Origin of the sequence: Nonomuraea sp. NPDC050556 (assembly GCF_044457355.1) — a bacterium.
Lineage (GTDB): Bacteria > Actinomycetota > Actinomycetes > Streptosporangiales > Streptosporangiaceae > Nonomuraea.
On record NZ_JBITGU010000002.1, the window covers coordinates 2,140,521 to 2,164,781 of the forward strand.

The 24,261-nt window shown below is 69.2% G+C and carries 24 protein-coding genes; 13 read left to right on the forward strand and 11 right to left on the reverse strand.

Annotation, left to right across the window (positions count from 1 at the left end; genetic code table 11):
- Positions 1 to 77 precede the first annotated feature (77 nt).
- From ACIBG8_RS28335 to trpD, 4 genes are read right to left on the reverse strand one after another with little or no spacing between them, the layout of a single operon-like run.
- On the reverse strand, positions 78 to 863 hold the full coding sequence (locus tag ACIBG8_RS28335; RefSeq protein ID WP_397345975.1) for an ABC transporter permease: 786 nt from the start codon (positions 861 to 863) through the stop codon (positions 78 to 80).
- The gene (locus ACIBG8_RS28340) at positions 856 to 1,617 is read right to left on the reverse strand and encodes an ABC transporter permease (protein ID WP_397345976.1); all 762 of its coding nucleotides are present in this window, start codon (positions 1,615 to 1,617) and stop codon (positions 856 to 858) included. The genes ACIBG8_RS28335 and ACIBG8_RS28340 overlap by 8 nt, the downstream gene beginning before the upstream one ends.
- The gene (locus ACIBG8_RS28345) at positions 1,617 to 2,522 is read right to left on the reverse strand and encodes an ATP-binding cassette domain-containing protein (protein ID WP_397345977.1); all 906 of its coding nucleotides are present in this window, start codon (positions 2,520 to 2,522) and stop codon (positions 1,617 to 1,619) included. The genes ACIBG8_RS28340 and ACIBG8_RS28345 overlap by 1 nt, the downstream gene beginning before the upstream one ends.
- Positions 2,523 to 2,558: 36 nt before the next feature.
- Positions 2,559 to 3,560 (reverse strand): anthranilate phosphoribosyltransferase, encoded by a 1,002-nt coding sequence (gene trpD / locus ACIBG8_RS28350; protein WP_397345978.1) that lies wholly within the window; start codon positions 3,558 to 3,560, stop codon positions 2,559 to 2,561.
- A gap of 152 nt (positions 3,561 to 3,712) precedes the next feature.
- Between trpD and lysS the strand changes: the two genes are divergently transcribed.
- From lysS to ACIBG8_RS28370, 4 genes are all read left to right on the forward strand, one after another.
- A complete protein-coding gene (gene lysS, locus ACIBG8_RS28355; RefSeq protein WP_397345979.1) occupies positions 3,713 to 5,401 on the forward strand; it encodes a lysine--tRNA ligase in 1,689 nt (562 codons plus the stop codon).
- Between the two features lie 314 nt (positions 5,402 to 5,715).
- On the forward strand, positions 5,716 to 6,237 hold the full coding sequence (locus ACIBG8_RS28360) for an AAA family ATPase (RefSeq protein WP_397345980.1): 522 nt from the start codon (positions 5,716 to 5,718) through the stop codon (positions 6,235 to 6,237).
- A complete protein-coding gene (locus tag ACIBG8_RS28365) occupies positions 6,216 to 6,752 on the forward strand; it encodes an AAA family ATPase (RefSeq protein WP_397345981.1) in 537 nt (178 codons plus the stop codon). The genes ACIBG8_RS28360 and ACIBG8_RS28365 overlap by 22 nt, the downstream gene beginning before the upstream one ends.
- The gene (locus ACIBG8_RS28370) at positions 6,749 to 7,594 is read left to right on the forward strand and encodes an alpha/beta fold hydrolase (protein ID WP_397345982.1); all 846 of its coding nucleotides are present in this window, start codon (positions 6,749 to 6,751) and stop codon (positions 7,592 to 7,594) included. Before ACIBG8_RS28365 ends, ACIBG8_RS28370 begins: the two co-directional genes overlap by 4 nt.
- Here the strand turns inward: ACIBG8_RS28370 and ACIBG8_RS28375 are convergent.
- Positions 7,571 to 7,930 (reverse strand): YybH family protein, encoded by a 360-nt coding sequence (locus ACIBG8_RS28375; protein WP_397345983.1) that lies wholly within the window; start codon positions 7,928 to 7,930, stop codon positions 7,571 to 7,573. The two genes, ACIBG8_RS28370 and ACIBG8_RS28375, sit on opposite strands and share 24 nt — an antisense overlap.
- Before the next feature lie 65 nt (positions 7,931 to 7,995).
- Here ACIBG8_RS28375 and ACIBG8_RS28380 point away from each other — a divergent pair, with 65 nt between their 5' ends.
- Both ACIBG8_RS28380 and ACIBG8_RS28385 read left to right on the forward strand, forming a co-directional pair.
- Positions 7,996 to 8,715 (forward strand): glycosyltransferase family 2 protein, encoded by a 720-nt coding sequence (locus tag ACIBG8_RS28380; protein ID WP_397345984.1) that lies wholly within the window; start codon positions 7,996 to 7,998, stop codon positions 8,713 to 8,715.
- Between the two features lie 9 nt (positions 8,716 to 8,724).
- Positions 8,725 to 9,678 carry a ketopantoate reductase family protein gene (locus ACIBG8_RS28385; protein ID WP_397345985.1) on the forward strand — a complete coding sequence of 318 codons (954 nt, stop codon included), beginning with the start codon at positions 8,725 to 8,727 and terminating at the stop codon, positions 9,676 to 9,678.
- On the opposite strand, the gene ACIBG8_RS28390 is transcribed toward ACIBG8_RS28385, so the two are convergent.
- Positions 9,644 to 10,171 carry a DUF6886 family protein gene (locus ACIBG8_RS28390; RefSeq protein WP_397345986.1) on the reverse strand — a complete coding sequence of 176 codons (528 nt, stop codon included), beginning with the start codon at positions 10,169 to 10,171 and terminating at the stop codon, positions 9,644 to 9,646. The two genes, ACIBG8_RS28385 and ACIBG8_RS28390, sit on opposite strands and share 35 nt — an antisense overlap.
- A gap of 129 nt (positions 10,172 to 10,300) precedes the next feature.
- Here ACIBG8_RS28390 and ACIBG8_RS28395 point away from each other — a divergent pair, with 129 nt between their 5' ends.
- Together ACIBG8_RS28395 and ACIBG8_RS28400 are read left to right on the forward strand one after the other, a co-directional pair.
- The gene (locus tag ACIBG8_RS28395) at positions 10,301 to 12,598 is read left to right on the forward strand and encodes an ATP-binding protein (RefSeq protein ID WP_397345987.1); all 2,298 of its coding nucleotides are present in this window, start codon (positions 10,301 to 10,303) and stop codon (positions 12,596 to 12,598) included.
- Between the two features lie 19 nt (positions 12,599 to 12,617).
- Complete coding sequence (locus ACIBG8_RS28400; RefSeq protein ID WP_397345988.1) at positions 12,618 to 13,019, forward strand: hypothetical protein; 402 nt, start codon at positions 12,618 to 12,620, stop codon at positions 13,017 to 13,019.
- Positions 13,020 to 13,028: 9 nt separating this feature from the next.
- Here ACIBG8_RS28400 and ACIBG8_RS28405 read toward each other — a convergent pair whose 3' ends face one another.
- Complete coding sequence (locus tag ACIBG8_RS28405; RefSeq protein ID WP_397345989.1) at positions 13,029 to 13,463, reverse strand: hypothetical protein; 435 nt, start codon at positions 13,461 to 13,463, stop codon at positions 13,029 to 13,031.
- A gap of 72 nt (positions 13,464 to 13,535) precedes the next feature.
- On the opposite strand from ACIBG8_RS28405, the gene ACIBG8_RS28410 reads away from it, so the two are divergent.
- A complete protein-coding gene (locus ACIBG8_RS28410) occupies positions 13,536 to 15,434 on the forward strand; it encodes a nitrate- and nitrite sensing domain-containing protein (RefSeq protein ID WP_397345990.1) in 1,899 nt (632 codons plus the stop codon).
- Here ACIBG8_RS28410 and ACIBG8_RS28415 read toward each other — a convergent pair.
- The 3 genes from ACIBG8_RS28415 to ACIBG8_RS28425 are packed head-to-tail and all read right to left on the reverse strand — an operon-like array spanning position 15,404 to position 16,740.
- Complete coding sequence (locus ACIBG8_RS28415; protein WP_397345991.1) at positions 15,404 to 15,868, reverse strand: NUDIX domain-containing protein; 465 nt, start codon at positions 15,866 to 15,868, stop codon at positions 15,404 to 15,406. The two genes, ACIBG8_RS28410 and ACIBG8_RS28415, sit on opposite strands and share 31 nt — an antisense overlap.
- Positions 15,865 to 16,587 (reverse strand): MBL fold metallo-hydrolase, encoded by a 723-nt coding sequence (locus ACIBG8_RS28420; protein ID WP_397345992.1) that lies wholly within the window; start codon positions 16,585 to 16,587, stop codon positions 15,865 to 15,867. The genes ACIBG8_RS28415 and ACIBG8_RS28420 overlap by 4 nt, the downstream gene beginning before the upstream one ends.
- A 9-nt stretch (positions 16,588 to 16,596) precedes the next feature.
- A complete protein-coding gene (locus ACIBG8_RS28425) occupies positions 16,597 to 16,740 on the reverse strand; it encodes a hypothetical protein (RefSeq protein ID WP_397345993.1) in 144 nt (47 codons plus the stop codon).
- 357 nt (positions 16,741 to 17,097) lie between these two features.
- Here ACIBG8_RS28425 and rho point away from each other — a divergent pair, with 357 nt between their 5' ends.
- The 4 genes from rho (at position 17,098) to ACIBG8_RS28445 (ending at position 22,566) form a co-directional block, all read left to right on the forward strand.
- A complete protein-coding gene (gene rho, locus ACIBG8_RS28430) occupies positions 17,098 to 18,201 on the forward strand; it encodes a transcription termination factor Rho (RefSeq protein ID WP_397345994.1) in 1,104 nt (367 codons plus the stop codon).
- A 20-nt stretch (positions 18,202 to 18,221) separates the two neighbouring features.
- Entirely contained in the window at positions 18,222 to 19,049 is an 828-nt protein-coding gene (locus ACIBG8_RS28435; protein ID WP_397345995.1) for a putative RNA methyltransferase, read from the forward strand.
- 168 nt (positions 19,050 to 19,217) lie between these two features.
- Positions 19,218 to 20,966, forward strand: coding sequence for a prolyl oligopeptidase family serine peptidase (locus tag ACIBG8_RS28440; RefSeq protein WP_397345996.1), 1,749 nt, complete (start codon positions 19,218 to 19,220; stop codon positions 20,964 to 20,966).
- A gap of 88 nt (positions 20,967 to 21,054) precedes the next feature.
- Positions 21,055 to 22,566 carry an APC family permease gene (locus ACIBG8_RS28445; protein ID WP_397345997.1) on the forward strand — a complete coding sequence of 504 codons (1,512 nt, stop codon included), beginning with the start codon at positions 21,055 to 21,057 and terminating at the stop codon, positions 22,564 to 22,566.
- 130 nt (positions 22,567 to 22,696) lie between these two features.
- On the opposite strand, the gene ACIBG8_RS28450 is transcribed toward ACIBG8_RS28445, so the two are convergent.
- Positions 22,697 to 24,226: a PP2C family protein-serine/threonine phosphatase gene (locus tag ACIBG8_RS28450; protein ID WP_397345998.1), complete on the reverse strand. Its 1,530-nt coding sequence runs from the start codon at positions 24,224 to 24,226 to the stop codon at positions 22,697 to 22,699.
- Between the last annotated feature and the right edge of the window lie 35 nt (positions 24,227 to 24,261).

The following is a 24,261-nucleotide window of genomic DNA, read 5'->3' on the forward strand; positions in this document are numbered from 1 at the left end:
TGTGTCCTGCGGGTCAGTTGCCCGTCTATGCGCCCAAGCAATGCATCACTACGCCGTGTCCGCAATATGACTGCATGTCAGTGGCCGACGCTCTGGTAATGACGAAGTTGCCTGCTCCATATCAGGTAGCCCAGCGCGAAGAGGGCGATGCCAAGTAATGGGCTGAAATATCCGAGCGTGGTGGTGGACCGGCCGAGGAGGACCTCGGCCGGGATATACGCCACGAATGCCACAGGCAACACGAAGGTCAGGAACCATTCCGTGGCGCTGCCGAAGATCTTCATCGGGTACGAGCCGAAACGGCTGAAAACGTCGTCCACGAAGACGCGCAAGGCGTAAGTGTCGGTCATGCGTAAGGCCGTTGAGGACAGGGCCAGGAAGATGGCGGCCTCTACCATTGCGCCGCCTGTTATTGCGGCTATGCAGAAGAGCAACGAGCCCACGGTCCAGGTGTGGCCCGCCGCCACCAGCAGGGCTATGCCTACCAGGAGGTCGCCGATCTGGCCTACGCCCATTCTCTTGGTCATCAGCTGCACCAGCGGGTTGAGCGGGCGCAGCAGGAACCTGTCGAACTCGCCCTCGCGCACCAGCCACTCGATCCCGATCAGACTCGACATCGGGATCAACCACAGCGCATGCGCGGTCAGGCGCAAGCCGTACAGGAAGGCGACGTCACGCAGAGACCAGCCCGCCAGCGACGGGAACGTGTTCATGATCACCCAGATGAACGCGAACCCGCTGCCCTGGTACACGGCGCCGGTGGCGACGCTGATCAGGGCGTTGGCGCGGTACTGCATCGCCGAGCGCGCCATGGCCCGCTGCAGCAGCCAGTAAAGGCGGATCGACCGCCAAGGCTCACCCACCCTGGATCACCACCCGCCGGTGCGCGCGCGTCCAGGTCAGCCAGAGCACGCCGTACAGCGCCACCACCCACACGACCTCGACGATCACCGCCTTGAGGATCTCGGGCCCGGTCACGCGCCCGACGTAGATGGCCGCGGGCACGTAGCCCAGATACTTGAACGGCAGCGCGTCGGCCAGCCACCCGAGCCACCCGGAGAAGAACGTGAGCGGCACCATGGTCCCCGCGAAGAACTGGCTGACCAGGCGGTAGAGCATGGAGATCGCGCCGGTCTCCATCATCCAGAAGCCGATGAGGCATACCAGGAGCGCCAACATCACGCCGATGACGTAGCCGAGCGCCAGGGTCACGACATATGCCCATAAGGCGGAAGGAGCCACCACGGAGCCGACCAGCAACACGACCGGGATCGCGGGCGCCATGAGCAATACGCCGCCCCAGGAGTTGCCCGCCTGCCACAGGGCCATCTGCCACAGGTAGCCGACCGGCCTGGCGAGGTCGAAGAAGACGGTGCCCGTGCGGATGCGGAAGTGCGCGATGCGCGAAACGCCTGGCGTCATCGCGAAGACCTGCAGGTTGACCAGCGTGAGATAGGCGAGCAGCGCCTCCAGCGTGAGCCCTCCGGCAGCGGGGCGCGTGCCGTACATGGACGTCCAGATCATGCGTAGCAGGAAGACCTGGGCGATCAGCGCGACGACCGACCAGAACACCTGGCTCCGGTAGGCCAGCGACATCCGCAGTCCGATGCGGAACATCAGTAGATCCGCTTGATCACGGATTCGAGGTCGGGCTCCTCGATGGACATGTCCCTGATCCGGTGCTCGGCGGAGACGGAGGCGACCAGCTCGGGCAGCGACCCCTTGATCTCGAAGCTCAGGTCCTCCCCGTCGAAGAGGTGCACGACCAGCCGGCGCGGCGGCGCGTAGGAGCTGACCAGCGCCTCGATCTCCCCGTCATAGACGACCTTCCCGCCGTCGATGAGGATGATCCGCTTGCACAGCGCCTCGACGTCGGCCAGGTCGTGCGTGGTCAGCACGACGGTGGTACGGCCCAGCCGGTTCGTCTCGACGATGAAGTCGCGCACCGCCTCCTTGGCCAGCACGTCCAGCCCGACGGTCGGTTCGTCGAGGTAGAGCAGCGGCGGTTCGTACAACATCGCGGCGGCGAGGTCGCCGCGCATGCGTTGCCCGAGGCTGAGCTGACGCACCGGCGTGTCGAGGAACCCGTCGAGCCCGAGGACGTCGCGCAACCGGTTCAGCGACGCGGTGAAACGCTGAGCGGGAACGTCGTAGAGCGCCCCGACCAGCCGCAGCGACTCGATCAGCGGCAGGTCCCACCAGAGCTGGCTGCGCTGCCCGAACACCACGCCGACCGAGCGCGCGTTCGCCTTGCGCTCGCGCCAGGGCACCCGCCCGGCGACCTCGACGACGCCGCTCGTCGGGGTGAGGATGCCGGTGAGGATCTTGATCGTGGTGGATTTTCCGGCGCCGTTGGGCCCCAGGTAACCCACCACCTCGCCCTCGCCGACGGAGAAGCTGACGTCCTCGACGGCGACCTTCTCCTCGTACTGCCGGGTCAGCAGCGTCCTGACCGCGCCGAAGGGCCCGGTGAAGGTCTTCGGCCTGCGAAAGACCTTGGACAAGCCCTCGACGCGAATCATGAAGGAAACCGTAGTTAGCAGGCCCAGAGGTGGCAATTAGTTTCTCGGCGAAGCCCACCGCTCCAGCAGGGCCGTCGCGGCGCCCGAGTCGATGGCCGCCGCCGTACGCTCGCAGGCCTTCCCGAGGTCCTCAACGGACCCGCCCTCGTAAGCCACCACCGCCGCTGCGGCGTTGAGGACGACGATGTCCCGCACCGGCCCGGCTTCCCCAGCCAGTACGGCACGCGCCACCCCCGCGTTGTGCACCGCGTCCCCGCCGCGCAGGTCGGCCAGGGAGGCGCGCGGGATCCCCAGGTCGGCCGGGTCGAACCTGACGACCTCCACGGCGCCGTCGCGCACCACCCACACCGTGGACGGCCCCGAGGTGGAGAGCTCGTCGAGCCCGTCGTCGCCGCGGAAGACCAGCGACGAGCGCCCCCAGGAGGCGAGCACGCCCGCGATGATCGGCGCCATGTGGGCGTGCGCCACCCCCACGGCCTGCGCCCTGGGACGGGCCGGGTTGATCAGCGGGGCGAGGAAGTTGAACACGGTCGGCACGCCGAGCTCCCTGCGCGGCTTGGAGGCGTGCGCGAGCCCCGCGTGATATTTCGGCGCGAAGCAGAACGCGATGCCCGACTCCCGGAGAGCGACGGCAGGATCCACGTCGAGATCCACCCCCAACGCTTCGAGCACGTCGGCTGCGCCGCTGGTGGAGGACGCCGCCCGGCCGCCGTGCTTGACGACGGGCACCCCGGCGGCCGCCGCCACCATCGCGGCCATGGTCGAGATGTTCACGGTGTGCGCCTGGTCGCCGCCCGTTCCGACCAGATCCACGACGTCGTTCGATACCGCGAGCGGGGTAACCTTGGCAAGCATGCCTTCGGCGAGTCCGGCGACCTCGGCCACCGTCTCGCCCTTGGCTCTCAGCGCGATGGCGAAAGCGGCGATCTGGGCCTCCGTCGCCGCCCCTGCCAGGATCTGGCCGGTCACCCACGCCGTCTCGTCAGCTGAGAGCGATTGGCCTGCGAGCAGGTTGCTGAGCAAGGTAGACCACTTCATGAATCTTCTCCCGCGTCGAAGAGTCCTCGACAAGGAGCAGAAAGGCCGCCTCGTCGAGGCGGCCGATAGTGTGCGTGAACGGGCAGCCGCCTAGGAGACGGGCCACCACTGGTTCGTACGCATGGGGACAGGCTATCTAGAAAGGGACGATCGTGGTGCAGAGCACGGAGACGGACTGGGTCTCCCGGTTCGCGGACGAGGTGATCGCCGAGGCGGAGCGACGCGCGCCGGGCAAAACCATCGTCTGCGCCTCCGGCCTCAGCCCGTCGGGGCCGATTCACCTGGGCAACCTGCGCGAGGTGATGACACCCCACCTGGTCGCCGACGAGATCAGGCGCCGGGGCCACGACGTCGTGCACATCATCTCCTGGGATGACTTCGACCGTTTCCGCAAGGTGCCCGCCGGCATCGACCCCGCCTGGAACGAGCACATCGGCAAGCCGCTCACCTCGGTGCCCGCGCCAGAGGGCAGCCCCTACGCCAACTGGGCCGAGCACTTCAAGGCGCCGATGATCGAGGCGCTGGGCGAGCTGGGCGTGGAGTTCCGCGGCATCAGCCAGACCGACATGTACACCGGCGGCGCCTACCGCGAGCAGATCCTGCTGGCGATGCGCGAGCGCGCGAAGATCGACGAGATCCTCGGCCGCTACCGGACCAAGAAGAAGCCGGCGAAGGCCCCTCTCGACGCGGAGGAGGCCGAGGCGCTCGAAGGGTCCGGCGCGGCCGGCGAGGACGACGGCGGCACCGCGTCCGGCTACTTCCCGTACAAGCCCTACTGCGCGCTCTGCGACCGCGACCTGACCACGGTCACGTCCTACGACGACGAGACGACGGAGCTGGCCTACACCTGCGTGTGCGGGTTCGGCGAGACCGTACGGCTGGCCGAGCACGACCGCGGCAAGCTGGTGTGGAAGGTCGACTGGCCGATGCGCTGGGCGTACGAGGGCGTGGTGTTCGAGCCGTCCGGCGTCGACCACAGCTCGCCCGGGTCGTCCTTCGTGGTCGGCGGGCAGATCATCGCCGAGGTGTTCGGTGCCAAGCAGCCCATCGGGCCCATGTACGCCTTCGTCGGCATCTCCGGCATGGCCAAGATGAGCAGCTCCAAGGGCGGCGTGCCGACGGCGGCGGACGCCCTGGAGATCATGGAGGCGCCGCTGCTGCGCTGGCTCTACGCGCGGCGCAAGCCCAACCAGTCGTTCAAGGTCGCCTTCGACCAGGAGATCCAGCGCCTGTACGACGAGTGGGACGCGCTCAACAGGAAGGTCGCCGAGGGCGCCGCGCTTCCTGCCGACCTGGCGGCGCACAGCAGGGCGGTGGGGACCGCGGCTGGTCCGCTGCCGACCACTCCGCGGCCGGTCGCCTACCGCACGCTGGCCTCGGCCGCGGACATCACCACCGGCGACGAGGAGCAGATGCTCCGCATCCTGCACGACATCGACGGTGTCACCTCGCTCGACGAGACCCGCCCGCGCCTCGACAGGGCCCAGCGGTGGGTCGAGACGCAGGTGCCCGCCGACCAGCGCACCCAGGTGCGCGCCGAGCCGGACACCGAGCTGCTGGCCTCGCTCGACGACACCCAGCGGGAGTCGCTGCGGCTGCTGGCGGACGGGCTCGACGACAACTGGTCGCTCGACGGGCTGACGTCGCTGGTGTACGGCGTGCCGAAGGTGCAGGCGGGCTTCGACCCCGAGGCCAAGCCGACGCCCGAGCTGAAGGCGGCGCAGCGCTCGTTCTTCGTGCTGCTCTACACGCTGCTCGTTGGCCGCGACACCGGCCCGCGGTTGCCGACGCTGCTGCTGGCCGTGGGTGCCGACCGGGTGAGGAAGCTCATCGGAGCATGACCCGCCGGGACCCCGCCCAAGGGTGAGCCACGCGTGAGTGGCACCCCGTCCATGGGAACCGCCAGCGACCGGAGCCCCGCCACGTCCGGGGGAGCCGCCCGTGGCCGGTAGCACCTCCCGAGGGGCTACCGGCGCAGGACCGAAGGGGCCACCCGTGCGGGACCGGAGGGGCGACACAGGCGGGGCCGGAGTGGCGACACAGGCGGGGCCGGAGTGGCGGCCCGTGCGGGCCGGAAGGGTGGCCCGTGCGCCCGGAGGGGCGGCACACGCGGGGCCGGAACCGCGGCCCATGTGGGCGGGAGGGGGGCAGACGGGTGACTGTGGTGCTCGTTACGGGGATCATGGCGGCCGGGAAGTCGACGATCGCGCAGGCGCTGGCTGAGCGTCTGCCGCGGTCGGCGCACGTGCGGGGCGATGTGTTCAGGCGCATGGTCGTCAACGGGCGCGTTGAGATGGCGAAATATCCGGATAAAGAGGCGCTCGACCAGCTCCACCTCCGCTACCGCCTGGCAGCCAGGACAGCCGACGCCTACGCGGAGGCGGGCTTCACCGCGGTCGTGCAGGACGTGATCCTCGGCGAGGATCTGTCGACATTTGTCGGCATGATCCGCACCCGCCCCCTCCACGTGATAGTCCTGATCCCGGACCCGGCGGCCGTAGAGGAGCGTGAGCGCCGACGTCCCAAGACCGGCTACGGCGACCTCACCGTGACCGACCTTGACTCGGCCCTCCGCCAGGAGACGCCGCGGATCGGCCTGTGGCTCGACAGCTCACGCCAGACCCCGCAACAGACGGTCGACGAGATCCTCGACCGATGGACGGAGTCCCGGCTTTGATCTACTGGCTGAACGGCCCCTTCGGCGCGGGCAAGACCACGACCTCACGCGAGCTGGTCAAGCTCCTCCCCGACGCCCACCTCTTCGACCCCGAGACGGTGGGCTTCCTGCTCAAGCACGTCATCAACGAGCCCGTCGACGACTTCCAGCACTGGGCAGCCTGGCGCGCCCTGGTGGTGGAGACAGCCGTGCAACTGCTCGACCACTGGAACGGCCCCCTGGTCGTCCCGATGACGCTGCTGCGCGAGCCGTACGCCAAGGAGATCTTCGACGGCCTGGCGGCGCGCGGCGTCGACGTCCGGCACCTAGTGCTGCACGCGACCGCCGAAGAGCTGACCCGTAGGATCGAGAACGACCAGGTGGAAGCCCAGGCGAAGGGCTGGCGTCTCCAGCACCTCGAGTCCTACGAGGAGGCGAGAGGCTGGCTGGGCCGTACCGCCGAGGTCATCGACACCACCGGCATTCCGGCGACCGAGGTGGCAGCACGGATCGTTTCGACAAGGAGCCAACCATGACCCACACCCTTCAGTCCGACGGCGCAGTGATCACCTATGACGTACGGCAGGCGGAGAGCAGCGAGCCCCCGCTGATGCTCGTCGGCTCGCCCATGGACGCCAGCGGTTTCGTCAGCCTGGCCGACCGCTTCAAGGACCGCACGGTGGTGACCTACGACCCGCGCGGCACCGCCAGGAGCAAGAAGGACGACCCGACCACCGAGTCCACCCCCGACCAGCACGCCGAGGACCTGCGCCTGGTGATCGACGCGGTCGGCGGCCAGGTGGACCTGTTCGCCAGCAGCGGCGGCGCGGTCAACGCGCTCGCGCTGGTGGCCAGGCACCCGGAGAAGGTCCGCACGCTGGTGGCGCACGAGCCGCCGGCCGCGCAGGTGCTGCAAGACCGTGAAGGGGCGCTCGCTGCGACGACCGCCATCCGCGAGATGTACCTGCGCGACGGCCTCGGTCCGGCGATGGCCAGGTTCATCCTGCTCGTGCAGCACAAGGGCGACATCCCCGCCGACTTCGCCGACCAGCAGGTGGATCCGGCCATGTTCGGCCTGCCGACGGAGGACGACGGGTCGCGTGACGACGTGCTGCTCGGACAGAACCTCATCACTTGCACGCACTACCAGCACGACTTCGACGCGCTGCGCGCCGCCTCGACCCGCATCGTGATCGCGGTCGGCGCGGAGTCCGACGGCGAGATGGCCTGCCGCGGCGGCCTCGGAGTGGCCGAGCGCCTGGGCCTCACCCCGGCGACCTACCCGAGCGGCCACGCGGGCTTCCTGGGCGGCGAGTTCGGCCAGACCGGCGACCCGGACGGCTTCGCCGCCGCCCTACGCGCCTCCCTGGACGGCTAGCGGCGTGTTCTGGTCGTGCAGGAGGAGCCAGTCGTCCCCTGCCCTGGTGAAGACGAGGCTGACGAGGTTCCGCTTGTGGACGGGACCGTCGCGGTAGTCGGCCTCGTACACGCCGACGAGCGTGGTCTCGGTCTCCACGACCGAGACCAGGCTCATCTCCTGCGACCAGTCAAGGTCTTTGAACCATTCGCGGTGGAAGTCGAGGACCGCGTCCCGCCCCTGGAGCAGCGAGCCGTTCGGCAGGACGACGATCACGTCGTTGTGCAGGGTCGCGGCGTAACCATCCAGGTCACGCCCGGCAATTGCGGCAAGATGCACATCAAGGGTATTGGTCACCGCGAAAGCCTACGATGCAAGGGAACGTCAAGCGACCTGCAGGCGACCAGGGCAATCTTTTACCCATGAACTATGGCCCGTTCTCCGCCAGCGTCAGCGTCGTGGTCCCCGCGATGAACGAAGCCGCCAACCTGCCTCACGTATTCGCGACCCTGCCCACATGGGTTGACGAGGTGATCCTGGTCGACGGCAACTCGACCGACGACACCGTCGCCGTGGCAAAGCGTCTGCGTCCCGACCTGCGCGTGGTCGTCCAGACCCGCCGCGGCAAGGGCAACGCGTTGACCGAAGGGTTCGCAGCGGCCAATGGCGACATCATCGTCATGATCGACGCCGACGGCTCGACGGACGGGCGTGAGATCGGCCGGTTCGTGCAGGCTCTGGTGGAGGGCGCCGACTTCGCCAAGGGTTCGCGCAACATGGTCGGCGGCGGCTCTGACGACATCAGCGTCATCCGGTCGCTCGGCAACAAGGCCCTCACCACCTTGACCAACCTGATGTACGGCACGCGCTACACCGACCTCTGCTACGGCTACAACGCCTTCTGGGCACGCCACCTGGACGCCATGGCGCTCGACTGCGACGGTTTCGAGATCGAGACGCTGATGAACGTCCGCGCCGCCCAGGCCGGCCTGCTCATCCAGGAGGTGCCCAGCCACGAGCGGCTGCGCATCCACGGCGAGAGCAACCTGCACGCCGTGCGCGACGGCTGGCGGGTGCTGAAGACCATCTTCCGCGAGCGCGCCCGGGTCATGGTCCCGGTCGAGGTGGTGCTCGCCAAGTAGGGTCAGATCATGCGATATGTGGTGATCGGAGCTGGAGCGGTTGGCGGGACCATCGGCGCGCGCCTGCATCAGGCAGGGCACGAGGTGGTCCTCGTCGCACGTGGCGCCCACTACGAGGCCATGCGGCGGAACGGGCTGCGCCTGATCACCCCGAACTCCGACGAGGTGCTCGACGTCCAGGTCGCCGACGGTCCTGTCGACGCGGACGCCCTCATCATCGCCACCAAGTCGCAGGACACGATCGCCGCGCTCGACCCGTGGCCCAGGGACCTGCCGGTGGTCTGCGCGCAGAACGGCGTGGACAACGAGCGGACGGCCCTGCGGAGGTTCGAGAGGGTTTACGGCATGTGCGTCTGGCTGCCCGCCACGCACCTGGAGCCCGGCGTGGTGGTGGCGCACGGCGTCCCCAAGTCCGGCATGCTGCACGTCGGACGTTATCCACAGGGTGTGGACGAATTCAGCGCCCAGCTCACCGGCGACCTGCTCAAGAGCGGTTTCGTCGCCGAGAACACCGGCGACGTGATGCGCTGGAAATACGGCAAGCTGCTCAACAACCTCCCCAACGCCGTCCAGGCGCTCACCGGCAGCGCGCCGGAGCTCGCCCGGCGCGCCCAGGAGGAGGGCATGGCCGTGCTCGAAGAGGCGGGCCTCCCCTACTCCACCAGCGCCGACGAGGCGGAGAAGCGCGGCAAGCAGGTCGAGATCGGCGAGATCGACGGCGTGGCCCGCAGCGGCGGGTCGTCGTGGCAGAGCCTGGCCAGGGCCAGCGGCTCCATCGAGGCCGACTACCTCAACGGTGAGATCGTGCTGATCGCCCGCGAGCTCGGCCGCTACGCACCGGTCAACGAGGTGCTCCAGCGCGAGGCCAACCGGGCGGCGCGCGAGAAGCTGCCGCCCGGCTCGATGCCGGCCGAGCGGCTGGCCGCGCTCATCGACGAGCGTTACGCAGCCGTATCCCGCTGAACTCCAGCGTGCTGGCGGTGACCTGGTTCCAGAACGGCCAGAGGTTGTTCAGCACGCGCAGCTGGATGCCCGCCTCCTCGTGCAGCTCGAACAGGTCGGTGACCGGCTCGGGCGGCCCGAGCGGCTCGACGGTCTCCTGGGAGACGACGGCGTGCGGCGGGTCGCCGATCGGGGCGAAGCGGTCGGCGGGCAGCCGGTAGGCGTAGAGGCGGACATCCATGATCGCCTGGAGCCAGCCGTACTCGATGGCGTGCACGCGGTCGCCGCAGCCCGCGCCGATGATGCGGTCGGCGTCCCAGGGCGTGGTCTTGGCGCTGCGCCAGGCCATCGCGCGCGGGCACTCGCGGGGAAACCAGTAGTCGGGGCAGCGGTCGCCCTCGACGGCCCAGACGTACGGCTTGTCGAGGGAGGACGTCTGGGCGATATGCGGGACAAAGCGGGTAATTGTGGGGTCTTCGGAAAAGTGTAGAACCTGTCCGGCTTCCGGCTTCATGACATTAATGATGCTCAGTGGGACACTCGGTGTGCGTCTTCCGGCGACCCTGAGGGCCCTATGGAAACTGCAATAGTCCGGCATAACCTCCCAGCCGAACCGAACGTCTTCGTCGGCAGAGAGCGCGACGTGCCAGAACTCGTCGAGCTCCTGCGCTCCGCCCGCGTGGTCACCCTCTCCGGCGCCGGTGGCATCGGCAAGACCCGGCTGGCCGGACGCGTCGCCCGCGCGGCACTGGGCGACTTCGAGGACGGGGTGCACCTGATCGGGCTCGCCGGGATCGCCCGCCCGGAACTGGTCGTCTCCCTCATCGCCGACACCGTCGGCATCAGCCCGGAGCCCGGCCTCGACCGGCGCGAGACGCTGATCGAGTCGCTCCGCTACCGGCACGCGCTGCTCGTGCTGGACAACTGCGAGCACCTGATCGAGGAGGTGGCCAGGGTCGGCCACGCCCTGATCGCCGCGGCGCCAGGACTGCGCCTGCTGGCCACGAGCAGGGAGCCGCTGCGCATCCCCGGCGAGTCCATCTGGCGGGTGCCGCCGCTCAACGGCGGCGAGGCCGTCTCGCTGTTCGCCAGGCGGGCGGCCGAGGCGCGGGCCGGGTTCGCGGTGACCGAGGACAACGCCGAGGTCGTCGGGCAGATCTGCGCCGCGCTCGACGGCATGCCGCTGGCCATCGAGCTGGCGGCGGCCAGGACGGGCATGATGTCGGTCAGGCAGATCGCCGACCGCCTCGACGACCGGTTCCGCCTGCTGACCTCGCGCGACCGTACGGCTCCCGCCAGGCAGCGCACGCTGCGCTCGACCGTGGAGTGGAGCTACGACCTGCTCGACGCGGACGAGAAGATGTTGCTGCGCCGCCTGTCGGTGTTCGCCGACGGCTGGGCGCTGGAGTCGGCCGAGCAGGTCTGCGCCGACCGGCGCCTGCCCGAGTACGACGTGCTCGACCTGCTGGCCGCGCTGGTGGACAAGTCGCTCGTCGCGCCGGACCGCGAGGTGGCCGGCGAGCTGCGCTACCGGCTGCTGGAGACCGTACGGGTCTTCGCAGCGGAACGGCTGGCCGCGGCGGGCGAGGACGCCGAGATCCGGCGCAGGCTCCGCGAGCACGCCATCGAGCAGGCGGAGCGCTGGTACGACGAGGCGATCGTGCTGCCCAGGACGTGGCGGCTCAGGATCCAGACGATGCTGCGCTACAACGCCGAGCTCGACAACCTGCGTGCCGTACTCGCCGACTGCGTCGAGAGCGGCGACGTGGTGTCGGGCCTGCGGCTGTGCCGCGCCATGCGGGTGGCCTGGGGCTATCGCGGCCAGTTCGACGAGGGCATGGCCTGGATCGAGCGGCTGCTCGCCCTGGGCACGGACGGCGTCCCTCCCCCGCTGCTCGGCCGGGCCCTCGTGACGTACGGCGACGCCGCGCTCGAACAGGGCCTGGTCACCAAGGCGTACGAGCCGACCCGCGCCGGGCTCGACCTGTGTGAGAAGGCGGCCGACCGGCCGTTCGTCGCGCACGCCCTGCAGAACCTCGGCCTGCTGGCCCTGCACGAGGGCAGGGGCGAGGAGGCGGCCGGGCTGCTCGACCAGGCGGGCCGGGTGGCGCGGGAGATCGGCGACACCTACCGCGAGTCGTACGTGCTCGCCACGCTCGCCGAGCTGGCTTCCGTCAGCGGCGACCTTCGCACCGCCCTCGAAACGGGCAAGGCGGCGCTCGACATCACCGTGGCCGGTGAGCACGTCTACAACGAGACGCTGCTGCACCAGGCGCTCGGCAAGTTCGCCGAGCTGAGCGGCGACCATGAGGCGGCGCGGCGCTCCTACGAGCGGTCCCTGCAGGTGCAGCCGGAGCTGTCGATCAGGATCAGCATCCCGCCGCTCATCGGCCTGGGGCGGCTGGCGACCGCCCAGGGACGCTACGTCGAGGCGCACGCCAGGTTACGCGAGGCGCTCAGGCTGCTCGCGATCACCGGCGAGCGGCTGCAACTGGCCAGGGCGCTGGAGGCGTGCGCGCTGCTCGCCCACCACCGGCACGACCCGGCGCGCGCCGGACGGCTGATGGCCACGGCTGAGGCGCTCAGGGAGATCATCGGCTGCCCGCGCCCGGCACCCACGGTCGACCTGCTGAGTGCGGTCCCGACCGGCCAGGCCGTACCTCTGCGTGAGGCGGTCGCCGGCGCGCTGGCCGACCCGCCAGAGCAGCAGGACCAGCACCAGGAAGGCCCGCTGACCGCCAGGGAGCGGGAGATCGCGCAGCTGATCGCGCGCGGCCTGACCAACAGGGGCATCGCCGAGGAGCTGTTCATCAGCCCGGCCACGGCGGCCAGGCACGTGGCCAACATCCTCGCCAAGCTGGGTTTCACCTCACGCGCACAGGTCGCCGTCTACGTCAGAGACATAACCAGCGAAGAACCGGGCAGTGGGAACTCGCTCTGACGACAGGGAGTGAGTTCTGATGATTGTCCTGGGTGTCATTCTCATCCTGCTCGCGGCAGGAGGCATCGCTCTGGTCTCCCTTGAGCCCACGGCGACGGACTCGACCGCGACTTTCACCGACTTCGGCTATGTCCTCCACCCCACGCATCTCGACATGTTCGTGACCGGCGCGGCCACCGCGGCCGTGCTGCTCATCGGGCTCGCGATGATCAGCTCGGGGTCGCGGCGGGCCGCGCGACGCCGCCGCGCGCTCAGGTCGACCAGACATGAGGCGCGCGACAGGGTCTCGCAGCTAGAAGACGAGAAGCGCATGCTCCAGCAGCGGCTGGACACGGATGACCAGCTGGAGGACCGCCACACCTCCGACCGGCTGGTGGCCGGAGCCCCGGCGCAGCGGCCGCCAGAGGAGGACCACCGCTAGACCCGGCGGCTACACCGTGGCCGAGGGCCGCCTGTCCGACGCGGGCAGCAGGCGGCCCTCTCGCCAGAGGGCGAACCCGGTGATCACCGCGCCCAGCCCCTCCCACAGGCCGACGCCGAAGAACTTGCCCGGCGCCGCGCCCGTGACCACCAACAGGGTGAACACGGTGAACGTCACCAGCCTGAACGGCACGGTCCAACGGAAGAACGGCGTCCAGTTCGACGCCGCGGCGAGCATGTAATAGACGCCCATGTTCACGGCCGCCATGGACGAGGCGGCCATATATACCTTCGTGTAGTCACCGGCCTGCCGTACGGCCAGCACCTCGAAGCCCAGCATGGACAGCAGGACATCGGGCCAGATCAGGCCGACGAGGCCGAGGGCGAAGGCGAGGAAGCCGAAGACGGCGATCGTCCAGGCTGAGGGGGAACGCGGAAGACCCACGGAATTCCTCTCAAAGGGGGTGTAATCTGCGAGGCGATCTCATCACGAACCCCCCACCCAAGACGAGGTCAGATGGCCAAGCGTGGTCGACCGATCGCACTCAAGCTCCTAGTCCTGCTGTTCGTCCCGCTGGTGTCGCTCGTCGGCCTGTGGGCGTTCGCCGCGGGGCTGACCGGCGGCGACGGCCTGCGCCTGCTGGAGATCAACAACCTCGTCTCGAACCTGGCCGACCCGTCCGAGCAGGTCAACATCCAGTTGCAGCGCGAGCGGCTGGCCTCCGTCGAGCTCCTGGCGGGCAAGGAGACCTCGGCGCAACTGGCAAGGCAGCGCGAGACCACCACCAGGGTCGTGGACAGGTTCAAGGCCCTCTCGAAGGCGCAGCGTGACGTCTCACCGGAGATGACGACCCAGCTCGCGGCGGTCTACCGGGACCTCGACCGGCTGGGCGAGCTGCGCGGCAAGATCGACAAGGCGTCCGTGGGGGCGCTCGAGGTGATCAACGGCTACAGCGTGATGGTCGACTCGGTCTTCCGCATGTACGACAAAATGATCCTGGTGCCGGACATGTCGTTGTACCGGCAGGCGCGCGCGGTGACGATGCTCGGCGAGGCCAAGGAGATCCTGTCCAGGGAGCGGGCGATGATCGTCGCCGTGCTCGCGGTCGGCGAGGTGGGCGGCAACGAGCGGACCGCGTTCACCCAGATGGTGGCCACGCGGCGGCTGCTGTTCTCGCAGGCGCTGTCGCATCTCGACACCGGGTTGCGCCGGCCGTACGAGCAGCTGGCCAGCTCGCCCGTCTACACCGAGTTCCTGCACCTGGAGGACGCCGTGCGCGGCCCGGCGACGGCCACCGGCCTGCCCGCCTCGGCCGCGACGTGGCCGATCGACGCGGAGAACCTGTGGGTCGCCGTCGAGCGCAACCAGTTCGAGGCCGTTCAGGGCATGGTCAAGCGGGTCACGCCCGCTGCCGTGAACACGCTGGTGAAGATCGGCGTGGCCGGCGGGATCGGGCTGATCGCCGTCGTCATGTCGATCGCGCTGTCGTTCCGCTTCCGCCGCAGGCTGGCCCGCGAGCTGGCCGCGCTGCGCGCCGCCGCGACAGAGCTCTCCGACGTACGGCTGGCCGGGCTCGTCGAGCGCCTGCGCAAGGGGTCGCGCGAGCCCGAGCGCATCGAGCCGCTGGACGTGCCCGCGATGACCAGCGAGGTGCGCGACATCGTGCAGGCGTTCAACATCGTCCAGTCGACGGCCGTGGAGGCGGCGGTCGGCCAGGCGCGGCTGCGCCACGGCGTCAACCAGGTGTTCGTCAACCTGGCCAGGCGCAACCAGTCACTGCTGCACCGGCAGCTCCTGCAGCTCGACGCCATGGAGCGCGGCTCTGAGGACCCGGAGACGCTCGAGGACCTGTTCAAGCTCGACCACCTCACCACCCGCATGCGCAGGCACGCGGAGAGCCTGATCATCCTGTCCGACCAGACGCCTGGGCGCGGCTGGCGCAGCCCGGTGCCCATGATCGACGTGTTGCGCGCCGCCGTCGCCGAGGTCGAGGAGTACGCCAGGGTCGAGGTACTGCAGCCGCCGCGTATGGCGCTGGCCGGGCACGCGGTGACCGACGTGGTGCACCTGGTGGCCGAGCTGGTGGAGAACGCGACGCTGTTCTCGCCGCCGCCCACCAGGGTCGACCTGCGCTCCACGGTCACGCCGCACGGCCTGACCGTGGAGGTCGAGGACCGCGGGTTCGGGATCGCGCGGGCCGACCTGGACGCGTTCAACGAGCGGCTGGCCTCTATGCCCGAGTTCGACCTGGCCGAGAGCGACCGGCTCGGCCTGTTCGTGGTCGGCCGCCTAGCCGCGCGGCACGACATCCGTGTCATGCTGTCGCCGTCGCCCTTCGGCGGGCTGACGGCCGCGGTGATGCTCCCCGCCGCGCTGCTGACCGATCAGCTCGCGCTGACCACCGGCGGCAGGTAGATCGTCGAGCCAGACCTGCGCGCCGCAGCGGCCGCCGGCACGCGGTCGGCCGCCCACGGGGGCAGGAGCCGCGCGCTCTCCTCGTGGGTGAAGAAGCCGTAGTCGTCGAGCTCGGCCTCCTGGAGCACGATCGGGGTGTCCGAGGCGATGGTGCCGCAGTCGAAGTAGAAGTGCACGAGCGGGTAGGGGCGGTCGCTCATCGCGCCCACCCAGTGCACGGTCAGCAGGGCGCCCACGTCGAGGGTCAGGCCGATCTCCTCGACCACCTCGCGCGCGCACGCCTCTGCCGGGTGCTCACCCGCGTCCACCGTGCCGCCGGCGAACCCCCAGTGCGGGCGGTAGTTGGGCTTGACCAGCAGGACCCGGTCCTGCTCGTCGGTGATGTAGGCGCCGGCGCCGCTCAGCACCCGATGAACGGTCTCCCAGTAGCTCATGCGAGGTCCTGGAAGGGTTCGGGGAAGTGGGCGGTGCCCAGGAGCCTGCCTTCCGCGCGGAGCCGCTGCACCAGGTCGAGGCGGGCCTTGGCGGCCTGGTCCGGGTCGCTGTCGTAGACGTAGCGGATCGTGGGATCGGCCAGTTGCACGGGGTGGTGCAGCACGTCCCCTGCCATGGTGAACGAGCAGACCTCGACGATCTGGTGGCCGGGCGTGTGGCCGGGCGTCAGCCGTACGACGACGCCTGGAGAGACCTCCTCGTCGCCGTCGACCACGTGCAGGAGGGCCGGGTCGAGGCCCAGGTCCCCGAGCTCCGCGAGCTCCGCGAGCTCGGCGCGCTGGACGACGTGGCGGGCGTTGGCGAAGACGGGCTCGCCGTCGATCACGGTGCCGCCGCAGTGGTCGCTGTGCAGGTGGGTGAAGATCACCGTGTTCACGTCCTGCGGCGCGACGCCGACCGCCGCGAGCTCGCTCTGGAGCTTGCCAGGCGCGGGCGCCCACGTCGACGTGGGGCCGATGCCCGTGTCGACGAGCGTCAACCGGCCCTGCGCGTCGCGGAGCAGATAGCTGTGGAAGTGGAGGATCCACTCGCCCTCGTCGACCTGGGCGCCGAGAAAGGTCTCGAGGAACGGCAGGCGGAGCGAGGGGCCCATCGGGCCGACGGCGTCACACAGAGGTGTGATCTCAACATCGGCCACGATTCTGGAGTTGTGCGGCATTCGCCCAGACTAGGCGGCCACGAGGTGGCGCGGAACGTACTCGTTCTCGAGATCGGCCGCGTAGACCGCGCGGTGGCAGTGGTTGCAGCGGTACATGATCGGGCCCTCGTCGAGCTCGGTCCGGCACTGCGGGCACTGGGTCCTGGTGTTCATGGTGTTCTCCCCCTGAGTGAGTTCTACTCCTCCATGAAAGCCTCCGCCGATTGCAGAGGCCCTGCATCTCGCTTGACACGATGCCGCGGCAATGCTGGACGTTCTATGGCGTTGTCCACACCCCGTGGACAAATATTGTCGCCGCCCGCCCCGAAGCCCGTGGGCGATTCCCGGGAATAGGGGCGGCGGGACGGGTGTTGTGCGGATGACGGAAGCTCGTGTATCTTGCGAGCAAGCGTTGAGCGATCAAGCTCCGCTCGTCTTTCACCTCCGCCCCTGAGCAACACCGGGCGATACATCTTTTCTTCTTCGCGCCGCCCCATCGTGTTGCGGCGTGCCCTCGAGGAGGGTCCCACCATGTCTGTTCAAACCATTCCCCAGCAGCGGACCACGCCTGCCAGGCAGGTCTCAGGTCTGCTCGACATCCGCGAGAAGTCGGCGTTCCTGCGCCGCTCCTTCGCCCCCAGCCCAGACGACGTACGGCTGCCACCGGAACGCGTCAAGCAGCTGGGCCTCAGGCCCGGCGACCACGTCGTCGGCACCGTGTCCGGCGGCAAGCTGGTCGAGGTCGAGTCCGTCAACGGCGCGACCACCTGGCGCGACCGCCCGGTCTTCGCCGACCTCGTCCCCATCCACCCCCAGGAGCGCCTGCGCCTGGAGACCGAGTCGCTGACCACCAGGGTCGTCGACCTGTTCGCCCCCATCGGCAAGGGCCAGCGCGGACTCATCTCCGCCCCGCCCAAGGCCGGCAAGACGATGGTGCTGCAGGCGCTCGCCGCGGCCATCGCGCGCAACCACCCCGAGGTCCACCTCATGGTCGTCCTCATCGGCGAGCGACCGGAGGAGGTCACCGAGATGCGCTCGTCGATCATCGGCGAGGTCGCCTACTCGACCTTCGACCAGCCGGACAAGGACCACGCCACGGTCGCCGAGCTCGCCATCGAGCGCGCCAAGCGGCTCGTCGAGTCAGGCAAGGACGTCGTCGTCCTGCTCGACTCGCTGACCAGGCTCAGCAGGGCCTACAACAACCTGGCCCCGCCCGGCGGCAAGACGCTGTCCGGCGGTATCGACACCACGGCCATCTACCCGCCCAAGCGCTTCTTCGGCGCCGCGCGCAACCTGCAGGACGGCGGCTCGCTGACCATCCTCGCCACCGCGCTCGTCGAGACCGGCTCGCGCATGGACGACGGGCTGTTCGAGGAGTTCAAGGGCACAGGCAACATGGAGCTGCGGCTCAGCAGGAGCCTGGCGGACAAGCGCCTGTTCCCCGCCGTCGACCTGGAGGCCTCCAGCACCCGCCGCGAGGAGATCCTGCTCGACCCCGAGGAGCTGCAGCTCGTGTGGCGGCTGCGCCGCATGCTCGGCGCGCTGGACAAGCAGCAGGGCATGGAGCTCCTCATGGACAAGCTCCGCGACACCCCCAGCAACGCCGCCTTCCTCCTCGAGGCCCGCGCGGCCTGACCCTGGGCGACAATGGGCCCATGCTCGCTGACATCGCCGAACACCTCATCTGCCCGGTCTGCTCGGGCGGCCTGGAGATCGGCGAGCGGGTGATGCGATGCGCGCAGGGCCACTCCTACGACATCGCCAAACAGGGTTACGTGAGCCTGCTGATCGGCTCGCAACCTCCGGGTACGGCGGACAGCCCCGCGATGGTGGCCGCCAGATCAGACTTCCTCGCCGCCGGGCACTACGCCCCGCTGGCCCGCGCGCTCGGTGACTGCCTCCCGCGCGACTCCCACGTGATCGTGGACGCCGGCACCGGCACCGGCTACTACCTCGCCGCGGTCCTCGAGACCGCACCCCAGGCCATGGGGCTGGCCTTCGACGTCTCCAAGCACGCCGTGAAGCGGGCGGCCAGGGCGCACGCGCGGATCGGCGCGTTCGTGGCCGACGTCTGGCAGCCGCTGCCCATCGCGGACGGCGCGGCCGACGTGATCCTCGACGTGTTCGCACCGCGTAACGGGCCCGAGTTCGCCAGGGTCCTGCGGCCCGGCGGGGCGCTGGTCGTGGTGACTCCGGCGCGCTCGCACCTGAGCCCGCTGGTGCACCAGCTCGGCCTGCTGAGTGTTGACGGCGACAAGGAAACAAGAGTCAGCCAGAGTCTGCGTGGATTTGTCGAGGTGGACAGGCGTACCGTCGAGTTCGAGATGGAGCTGACCCGTGAAGGCGTAGCCGAGGTGGTGGGGATGGGCCCGAGCGCATGGCACACGGAACCGGCACAACTAGCCGCGCGTATCGCGAAATTTCAGGAAAAGACGTGGACTCAGGCCGCGTTTCACCTGTCTACCTTCCAACACGCTTCGTAAGCAAGTGTCCACACTTGACGGACCTCTGCGACTGATGTTACTGATGGGGCATTTAGTCCGAAATTCCCCCACATTCCTCAAGTATTTCTCCGACACAGGCGCAATACTGGACGCCAACCCGGAGGCCCGAGCGGCCCACGCGGGTTCCAGAGGGAGGGGACGCGCCGGATGAAGGCGGAGGAACGCTGGCAGGCCAGGTTCCGGGCGCCACGCATGACGCTGCCCACCTGGGCACGCCAGGCCCCGAACCGCTCCATCTACAGCTGCAACGCCTCGGGCACCTGGGAGATCTACGCCTGGGACCGCAACAGCGGCACCACCCGCCAGGTCACCAACCGCCCGAAGGGCACGGCGCACGCCGCCATCGACCCCACCGGCCAGTGGATCTACTGGTTCGACGACACCGACGGCGACGAGTTCGGCTCCTGGATGCGCCAGCCGTTCACCGGCGGCCAGGACGAGCCGGTCGCCCCCGACGTCGAGCCTGGAACGGTCGGCGGCATCGCCCTGTCCTCCACCGGCGTGGCCGCCATCAGCCTGGCCAGGGAGGGCTCCTTCACCATCCACCTCGTACGGCCGGGCGACCCGGCCAGGCTGCTGCACGAGGACACCGAGGCCGCCTGGGTCGCCGACATGTCGCTCGACGGCTCGCTCATCGCGATCAACCGCGGCGACTTCCGCCACCCCATGCTCCGCGTCGTCCGTCCCGGCGGCGAGGTCGTCGGCGAGCTCGACGACGGGGCGGGCAAGGGCGTCATCGGCGTCAAGTTCGCACCCGTGCCAGGCGACCGGCGCCTGCTGATCCTGCACGAGCGCCGCCTGCGCCGCGAGCCGCTGGTCTGGGACCCGGCCACCGGCGAGCAGCGCGAGATCTGGCTCAAGGACGCCGGCGAGCTCACCGGCGAGTGGTACGACGACGGCCGCGCGCTGCTCATCGTGCGCCACAACCGGGCACGTTCCTACCTGCACCGCTACGACCTGGCCGGCGGCGGCCTCACCCTGATCGAGACCCCGCACGGCGTCATCGAGGCGGCGGCGCCCAGGCCCGGCGGGCACGTCGAGTACTCCTGGTCGAGCGCCTCCAGGCCGCCGGTCATCCGGTCGAGCAACGGCGTGGTCGTCATGAGCGCGGTCGGTCCCAGCTCGCCGCCCTCGGTGCCGGTCGAGGACATCGACGTCGAAGGGCCCGGCGGGCGCATCCACGCCCTCATCTCGCGGCCCGAGACCGGGGCAGCGCCGTACCCGACGGTCTTCCTCCTGCACGGCGGGCCGACGGCCCACGACGACGACTCCTTCTCGCCCGAGGTGGCCGCGTGGGTGGACCTCGGCTACGCGGTCGTGCGGGTCAACTACCGCGGCTCCACCGGCTACGGCACGGCCTGGCGCGACGCGCTGCAGGGCGACGTCGGGCACATCGAGCTGGCCGACGTGGCCGCGGTCAGGGAGTGGGTGGTCGCCAGGGGCGTGTCCGACCCCGACCGCATCCTGCTCGCCGGCGAGTCGTGGGGCGGGTTCCTGACCCTGCTCGCCCTCGGCGTACAGCCCAAGCTGTGGGCGGGCGGGATCGCCACGGTCCCCATCGCCGACCACGTGACCTGCTACGAGGACGAGCCGGAGAGCCTGCGCGCCCTGCAGCGCTCGCTGCTCGGCGGCTCGCCTGTCGAGGTGCCGGAGCGCTACGTCGGCAGCTCGCCCATCACCTACGTGCACCAGGTCGAGAAGCCGCTGCTGATCCTGGCCGGGGAGAACGACGCGCGCTGCCCGATGCGGCAGATCGAGAAATATGTCGCCAAGCTCGCCGAGTACAGCCACGAGCACGAGGTGTACACCTACGACGCCGGGCACGGCTCCCTGGTCGTCTCCGAGCGGATCGCGCAGATGACCGAACGGCTGGAATTCGCCCGCAAACTGACATGACGTAAGGTGTTACCCTCCCAGCCGACTTGAATGTCAGCCCAGGTCACTGCGACCATCGCGCCCACTCCCCAGCTGGAAGGGCGCCCCATTGAGCGACATCACCACCACTGAACAGGTAAGCGTCAACCGGCTCAAGAAGAACGCCGTCGGCCTCGTCGGCGTCATCTTCATGGCCGTGGCCACCGCCGCACCCATCACCGCCATGACCGGCAACGTGCCGATCGTGGTCGGGTTCGGCAACGGCCTGGGCGTGCCCGCCGCGTACCTGTTCGCGACCGTCGTGCTGACCATCTTCTCGGTGGGTTACACCGCGATGGCCAAGCACATCACCGCGGCCGGCGCCTTCTATGGCTACATCTCGCACGGCCTGGGACAGATCGTCGGCATGGTCTCCGGACTGCTGGCGACCATGGCATACGTGGTCTTCGAGGCCTCGATCATCGGCTTCTTCGCCTACCAGGGCAACGCGACCTTCAAGGACCTCGTCGGGGTCGACATCCACTGGATGTGGTTCGCCCTCGTCGGCCTGGCGCTGAACGCGATCCTGACATATTTCGACATCAACCTCACCGCCAAGGTGCTGGGCATCTTCCTGGTGACCGAGATCTTCATGCTCGGCCTGGTCTCCGTCGTCACGCTGCTCCACGGCGGCGGCCCGGACGGGCTGATGGCGGGCACCCTCAACCCGGCGGGCGCGTTCACCGTCACCGGGCTCAAAGAGGGCGCGGTCGGCCTGGGGCTGTTCATGTGCTTCTGGTCGTGGGTGGGCTTCGAGTCGACCGCGATGTACGGCGAGGAGTCACGCGAACCCAAGAAGATCATCCCGATCGCCACGCTCGTCTCTGTCGTCGGCATCGGCCTGTTCTACACCTTCGTGTCGTGGATGACCGTCGCGGCCAACGGGATGAACGCGCCGGAGATCGCCGCGGCGAAGGGCGCGGAGATCTTCTTCGCTCCGACGCAGGAGATGCTCGGCTCGTGGGCGGTCGGCCTGTTCAAGATCCTCATCCTGACCGGGTCGTTCGCGTGCTCGATGGCGTTCCACAACTGCGCTTCCCGGTACCTGTACGCCATGGGGCGTGAGGATCTCATTCCTGGTACAGCACGCACTCTGGGGCGCACGCACGCCAAGCACGGCTCGCCGCACATCGCCGGGTTCGTGCAGACGGGGGTCTCGCTGCTCATCATCGTGCTGTTCGCGGTCATGGGTCAGGACCCGTACTTCCACATCTACACGCTGCTCGCCGTACTCGGGACGCTGGCGATCCTCATCGTGCAGACGCTCTGTTCGTTCTCGGTGATCAGCTACTTCCACGTGAAGAAGAAGCACCCGGAGACCGCCAACGTCTGGCGGACGTTGATCGCGCCGCTGGCTGGTGGCGTGATGATGGCCTACGTCGTACTGCTGCTCCTGCAGAACCAGAAGGCGGCGGCCGGTGACGTGGCTGCCAGCAGCGCGTTCTACACGGCGATCCCGTGGATCGTGGGCGGGATCATCGTGCTCGGCGTCGCCTTGGCGCTCTTCCTCAAGGTGCGCAACCCGGCGAAGTACGCCCTCATCGGCCGCGTGGTCATGGAGGACACGGTCGAGCGCGACTAGGAACACCCAACCAAGGGAGGTGGGCGGATGAGAGCTGAAGACCCCACACCCGCCCTCACTTCCTTGAGGGGGTTATCCCCGTGAGGGGGTTATCCCCGTGAGGGGGTTATCCCCGTGAGGGTCCTGTGGGTCACATCGCGCGTAGGACCAGGATGGCCAGGTCGTCGGCGCCCGGCTCAGCTGCGAAGTCGGCGGCCCCCCGCCGGATGCGCTCGGCGACCGCCCTCGCCGAGAGCCCCGCGCACTCGGCCAGCATCTTGGACAACCCGCCCTCATCGTCGAGAAGGCGCGAGCCGTTGCGCCGCTCCGTCACCCCGTCGGTGACGGCCAGCAGCACGTCGCCGTGTTCGAGGTGGATCACGTCCGCCTCGAACATCACCTCGGGAAACACCCCGAGCAACGACTGCGGCGTCGTCACCGGCTCGACCACGCCGCTCGGCTTCAGCCGGAGCGCCTCAGGATGCCCCGCCGAGACGATGCGGACCTCGAGCCCCCCGTCCACCGGGGTGAGGTCGCCGTGGATCAGCGTGAGGAACCTGGCCCGCTCCCCCTCTTCGAGGATGGCCTGGTTGAGCCTGCCCAGCACGGCGGCCACGCCGTACCCCTCCCTGGCCAGCAGGCGCAGGGTGTGACGGGCCAGCCCGGTCACGGCGGCCGCCTCGGGACCGGTCCCGCAGACGTCGCCGATCGCGAAGCGCCAGGAGTCGTCGTTGCCCTTGAACAGGTCGTAGAAGTCGCCGCCGACCTCGTTCGTCTCACCGGCCGGCTCGTAGACGACGCCGTAGTCGACGCCGGGCACCACGGGCTCGCTCGGCGGCAGCAGGCTGCGCTGCAACGCGCGGTTGGCCGCCGCCTGCTGCGCGTAGAGGCGGGCGTTGTCCATGGCCAGCGCGGCGCGCCTGCCGATGTCCTCGGCGAACTGGATGACCTCGTCGGTGAAGCGGTCGGGCTTGCCCAGGCACATGAGGCCCAGCGAGCGGCCGCGCGCGGTCAGCGGGACGCAGAGCACCTCGGCGTCCCTGAGGTGCATCGTCGCGGTCCGCCGGTGATCGGCGCTGCTCACGGGCAGGTCGGTCAGCTCCACCCGCAGGTCGTCGATCCTGGCCTCGTCGGCGTGCCAGAGGTAGGAGAGCCCGGCCTCCGGGGTGTAGACGGCGCACCACGCGGCCAGTCTGGGCACGACGATCTGTGCGATGATCGCGGGCACCATGTCCGGATCGAGCGTTCCAGCGAGCAGGTCGCTCGCATCCGCGAGGAAGCCCAGCCACTGCGGCCCTCTGGACGTCTCCTCCAGCCAGTCGGCAGTGCCGCCGTCCGAAGTGCCGGGTAGTGTGAGTCTTGCCCAATGGACACGGGATTCGCCCGCGAAGGTGATCCCCCACTCCTCGACCTCGACCGAGGGCGCCTTGGGATTGCCCTGTGGCGTCGTCCGCTGCCTGAGCTCTACCTGCACCGCATCGCCGAAATGCTTCCATATGATCTCAAAGGGAGCATCTGCCACCTGCAGCACCAGCTCGGCCGCCACCTGCTCGGCGGTAGCAGTGACAGAAGTGGCCGCCCACGCGGTCATGACCTCGCGCGTGAACCTCTTCGCAGCGGTAACGGCGGCCTCTCCCGGCGCGAAGGTCGCCGCAAGCACCGCACGGGAGGAAGAACTCATCGCTCGATGCCTACCACACTTCCATCTGACTTGGG

Excerpts from the sequence above, each read along its gene's own strand:
- ACIBG8_RS28345 (WP_397345977.1), bottom strand. The coding sequence starts at position 2,522 with ATGATTCGCGTCGAGGGCTTGTCCAAGGTCTTTCGCAGGCCGAAGACC.
- ACIBG8_RS28400 (WP_397345988.1), top strand. The coding sequence starts at position 12,618 with ATGATTGTCCTGGGTGTCATTCTCATCCTGCTCGCGGCAGGAGGCATC.
- ACIBG8_RS28365 (WP_397345981.1), top strand. The coding sequence starts at position 6,216 with ATGGACGGAGTCCCGGCTTTGATCTACTGGCTGAACGGCCCCTTCGGC.
- ACIBG8_RS28425 (WP_397345993.1), bottom strand. The coding sequence starts at position 16,740 with ATGAACACCAGGACCCAGTGCCCGCAGTGCCGGACCGAGCTCGACGAG.
- ACIBG8_RS28380 (WP_397345984.1), top strand. The coding sequence starts at position 7,996 with ATGAACTATGGCCCGTTCTCCGCCAGCGTCAGCGTCGTGGTCCCCGCG.
- ACIBG8_RS28440 (WP_397345996.1), top strand. The coding sequence starts at position 19,218 with ATGAAGGCGGAGGAACGCTGGCAGGCCAGGTTCCGGGCGCCACGCATG.
- ACIBG8_RS28410 (WP_397345990.1), top strand. The coding sequence starts at position 13,536 with ATGGCCAAGCGTGGTCGACCGATCGCACTCAAGCTCCTAGTCCTGCTG.
- ACIBG8_RS28385 (WP_397345985.1), top strand. The coding sequence starts at position 8,725 with ATGCGATATGTGGTGATCGGAGCTGGAGCGGTTGGCGGGACCATCGGC.
- trpD (WP_397345978.1), bottom strand. The coding sequence starts at position 3,560 with ATGAAGTGGTCTACCTTGCTCAGCAACCTGCTCGCAGGCCAATCGCTC.
- ACIBG8_RS28450 (WP_397345998.1), bottom strand. The coding sequence starts at position 24,226 with ATGAGTTCTTCCTCCCGTGCGGTGCTTGCGGCGACCTTCGCGCCGGGA.
- rho (WP_397345994.1), top strand. The coding sequence starts at position 17,098 with ATGTCTGTTCAAACCATTCCCCAGCAGCGGACCACGCCTGCCAGGCAG.
- ACIBG8_RS28435 (WP_397345995.1), top strand. The coding sequence starts at position 18,222 with ATGCTCGCTGACATCGCCGAACACCTCATCTGCCCGGTCTGCTCGGGC.
- ACIBG8_RS28390 (WP_397345986.1), bottom strand. The coding sequence starts at position 10,171 with ATGAAGCCGGAAGCCGGACAGGTTCTACACTTTTCCGAAGACCCCACA.
- ACIBG8_RS28370 (WP_397345982.1), top strand. The coding sequence starts at position 6,749 with ATGACCCACACCCTTCAGTCCGACGGCGCAGTGATCACCTATGACGTA.
- ACIBG8_RS28340 (WP_397345976.1), bottom strand. The coding sequence starts at position 1,617 with ATGTTCCGCATCGGACTGCGGATGTCGCTGGCCTACCGGAGCCAGGTG.
- ACIBG8_RS28415 (WP_397345991.1), bottom strand. The coding sequence starts at position 15,868 with ATGAGCTACTGGGAGACCGTTCATCGGGTGCTGAGCGGCGCCGGCGCC.
- ACIBG8_RS28420 (WP_397345992.1), bottom strand. The coding sequence starts at position 16,587 with ATGCCGCACAACTCCAGAATCGTGGCCGATGTTGAGATCACACCTCTG.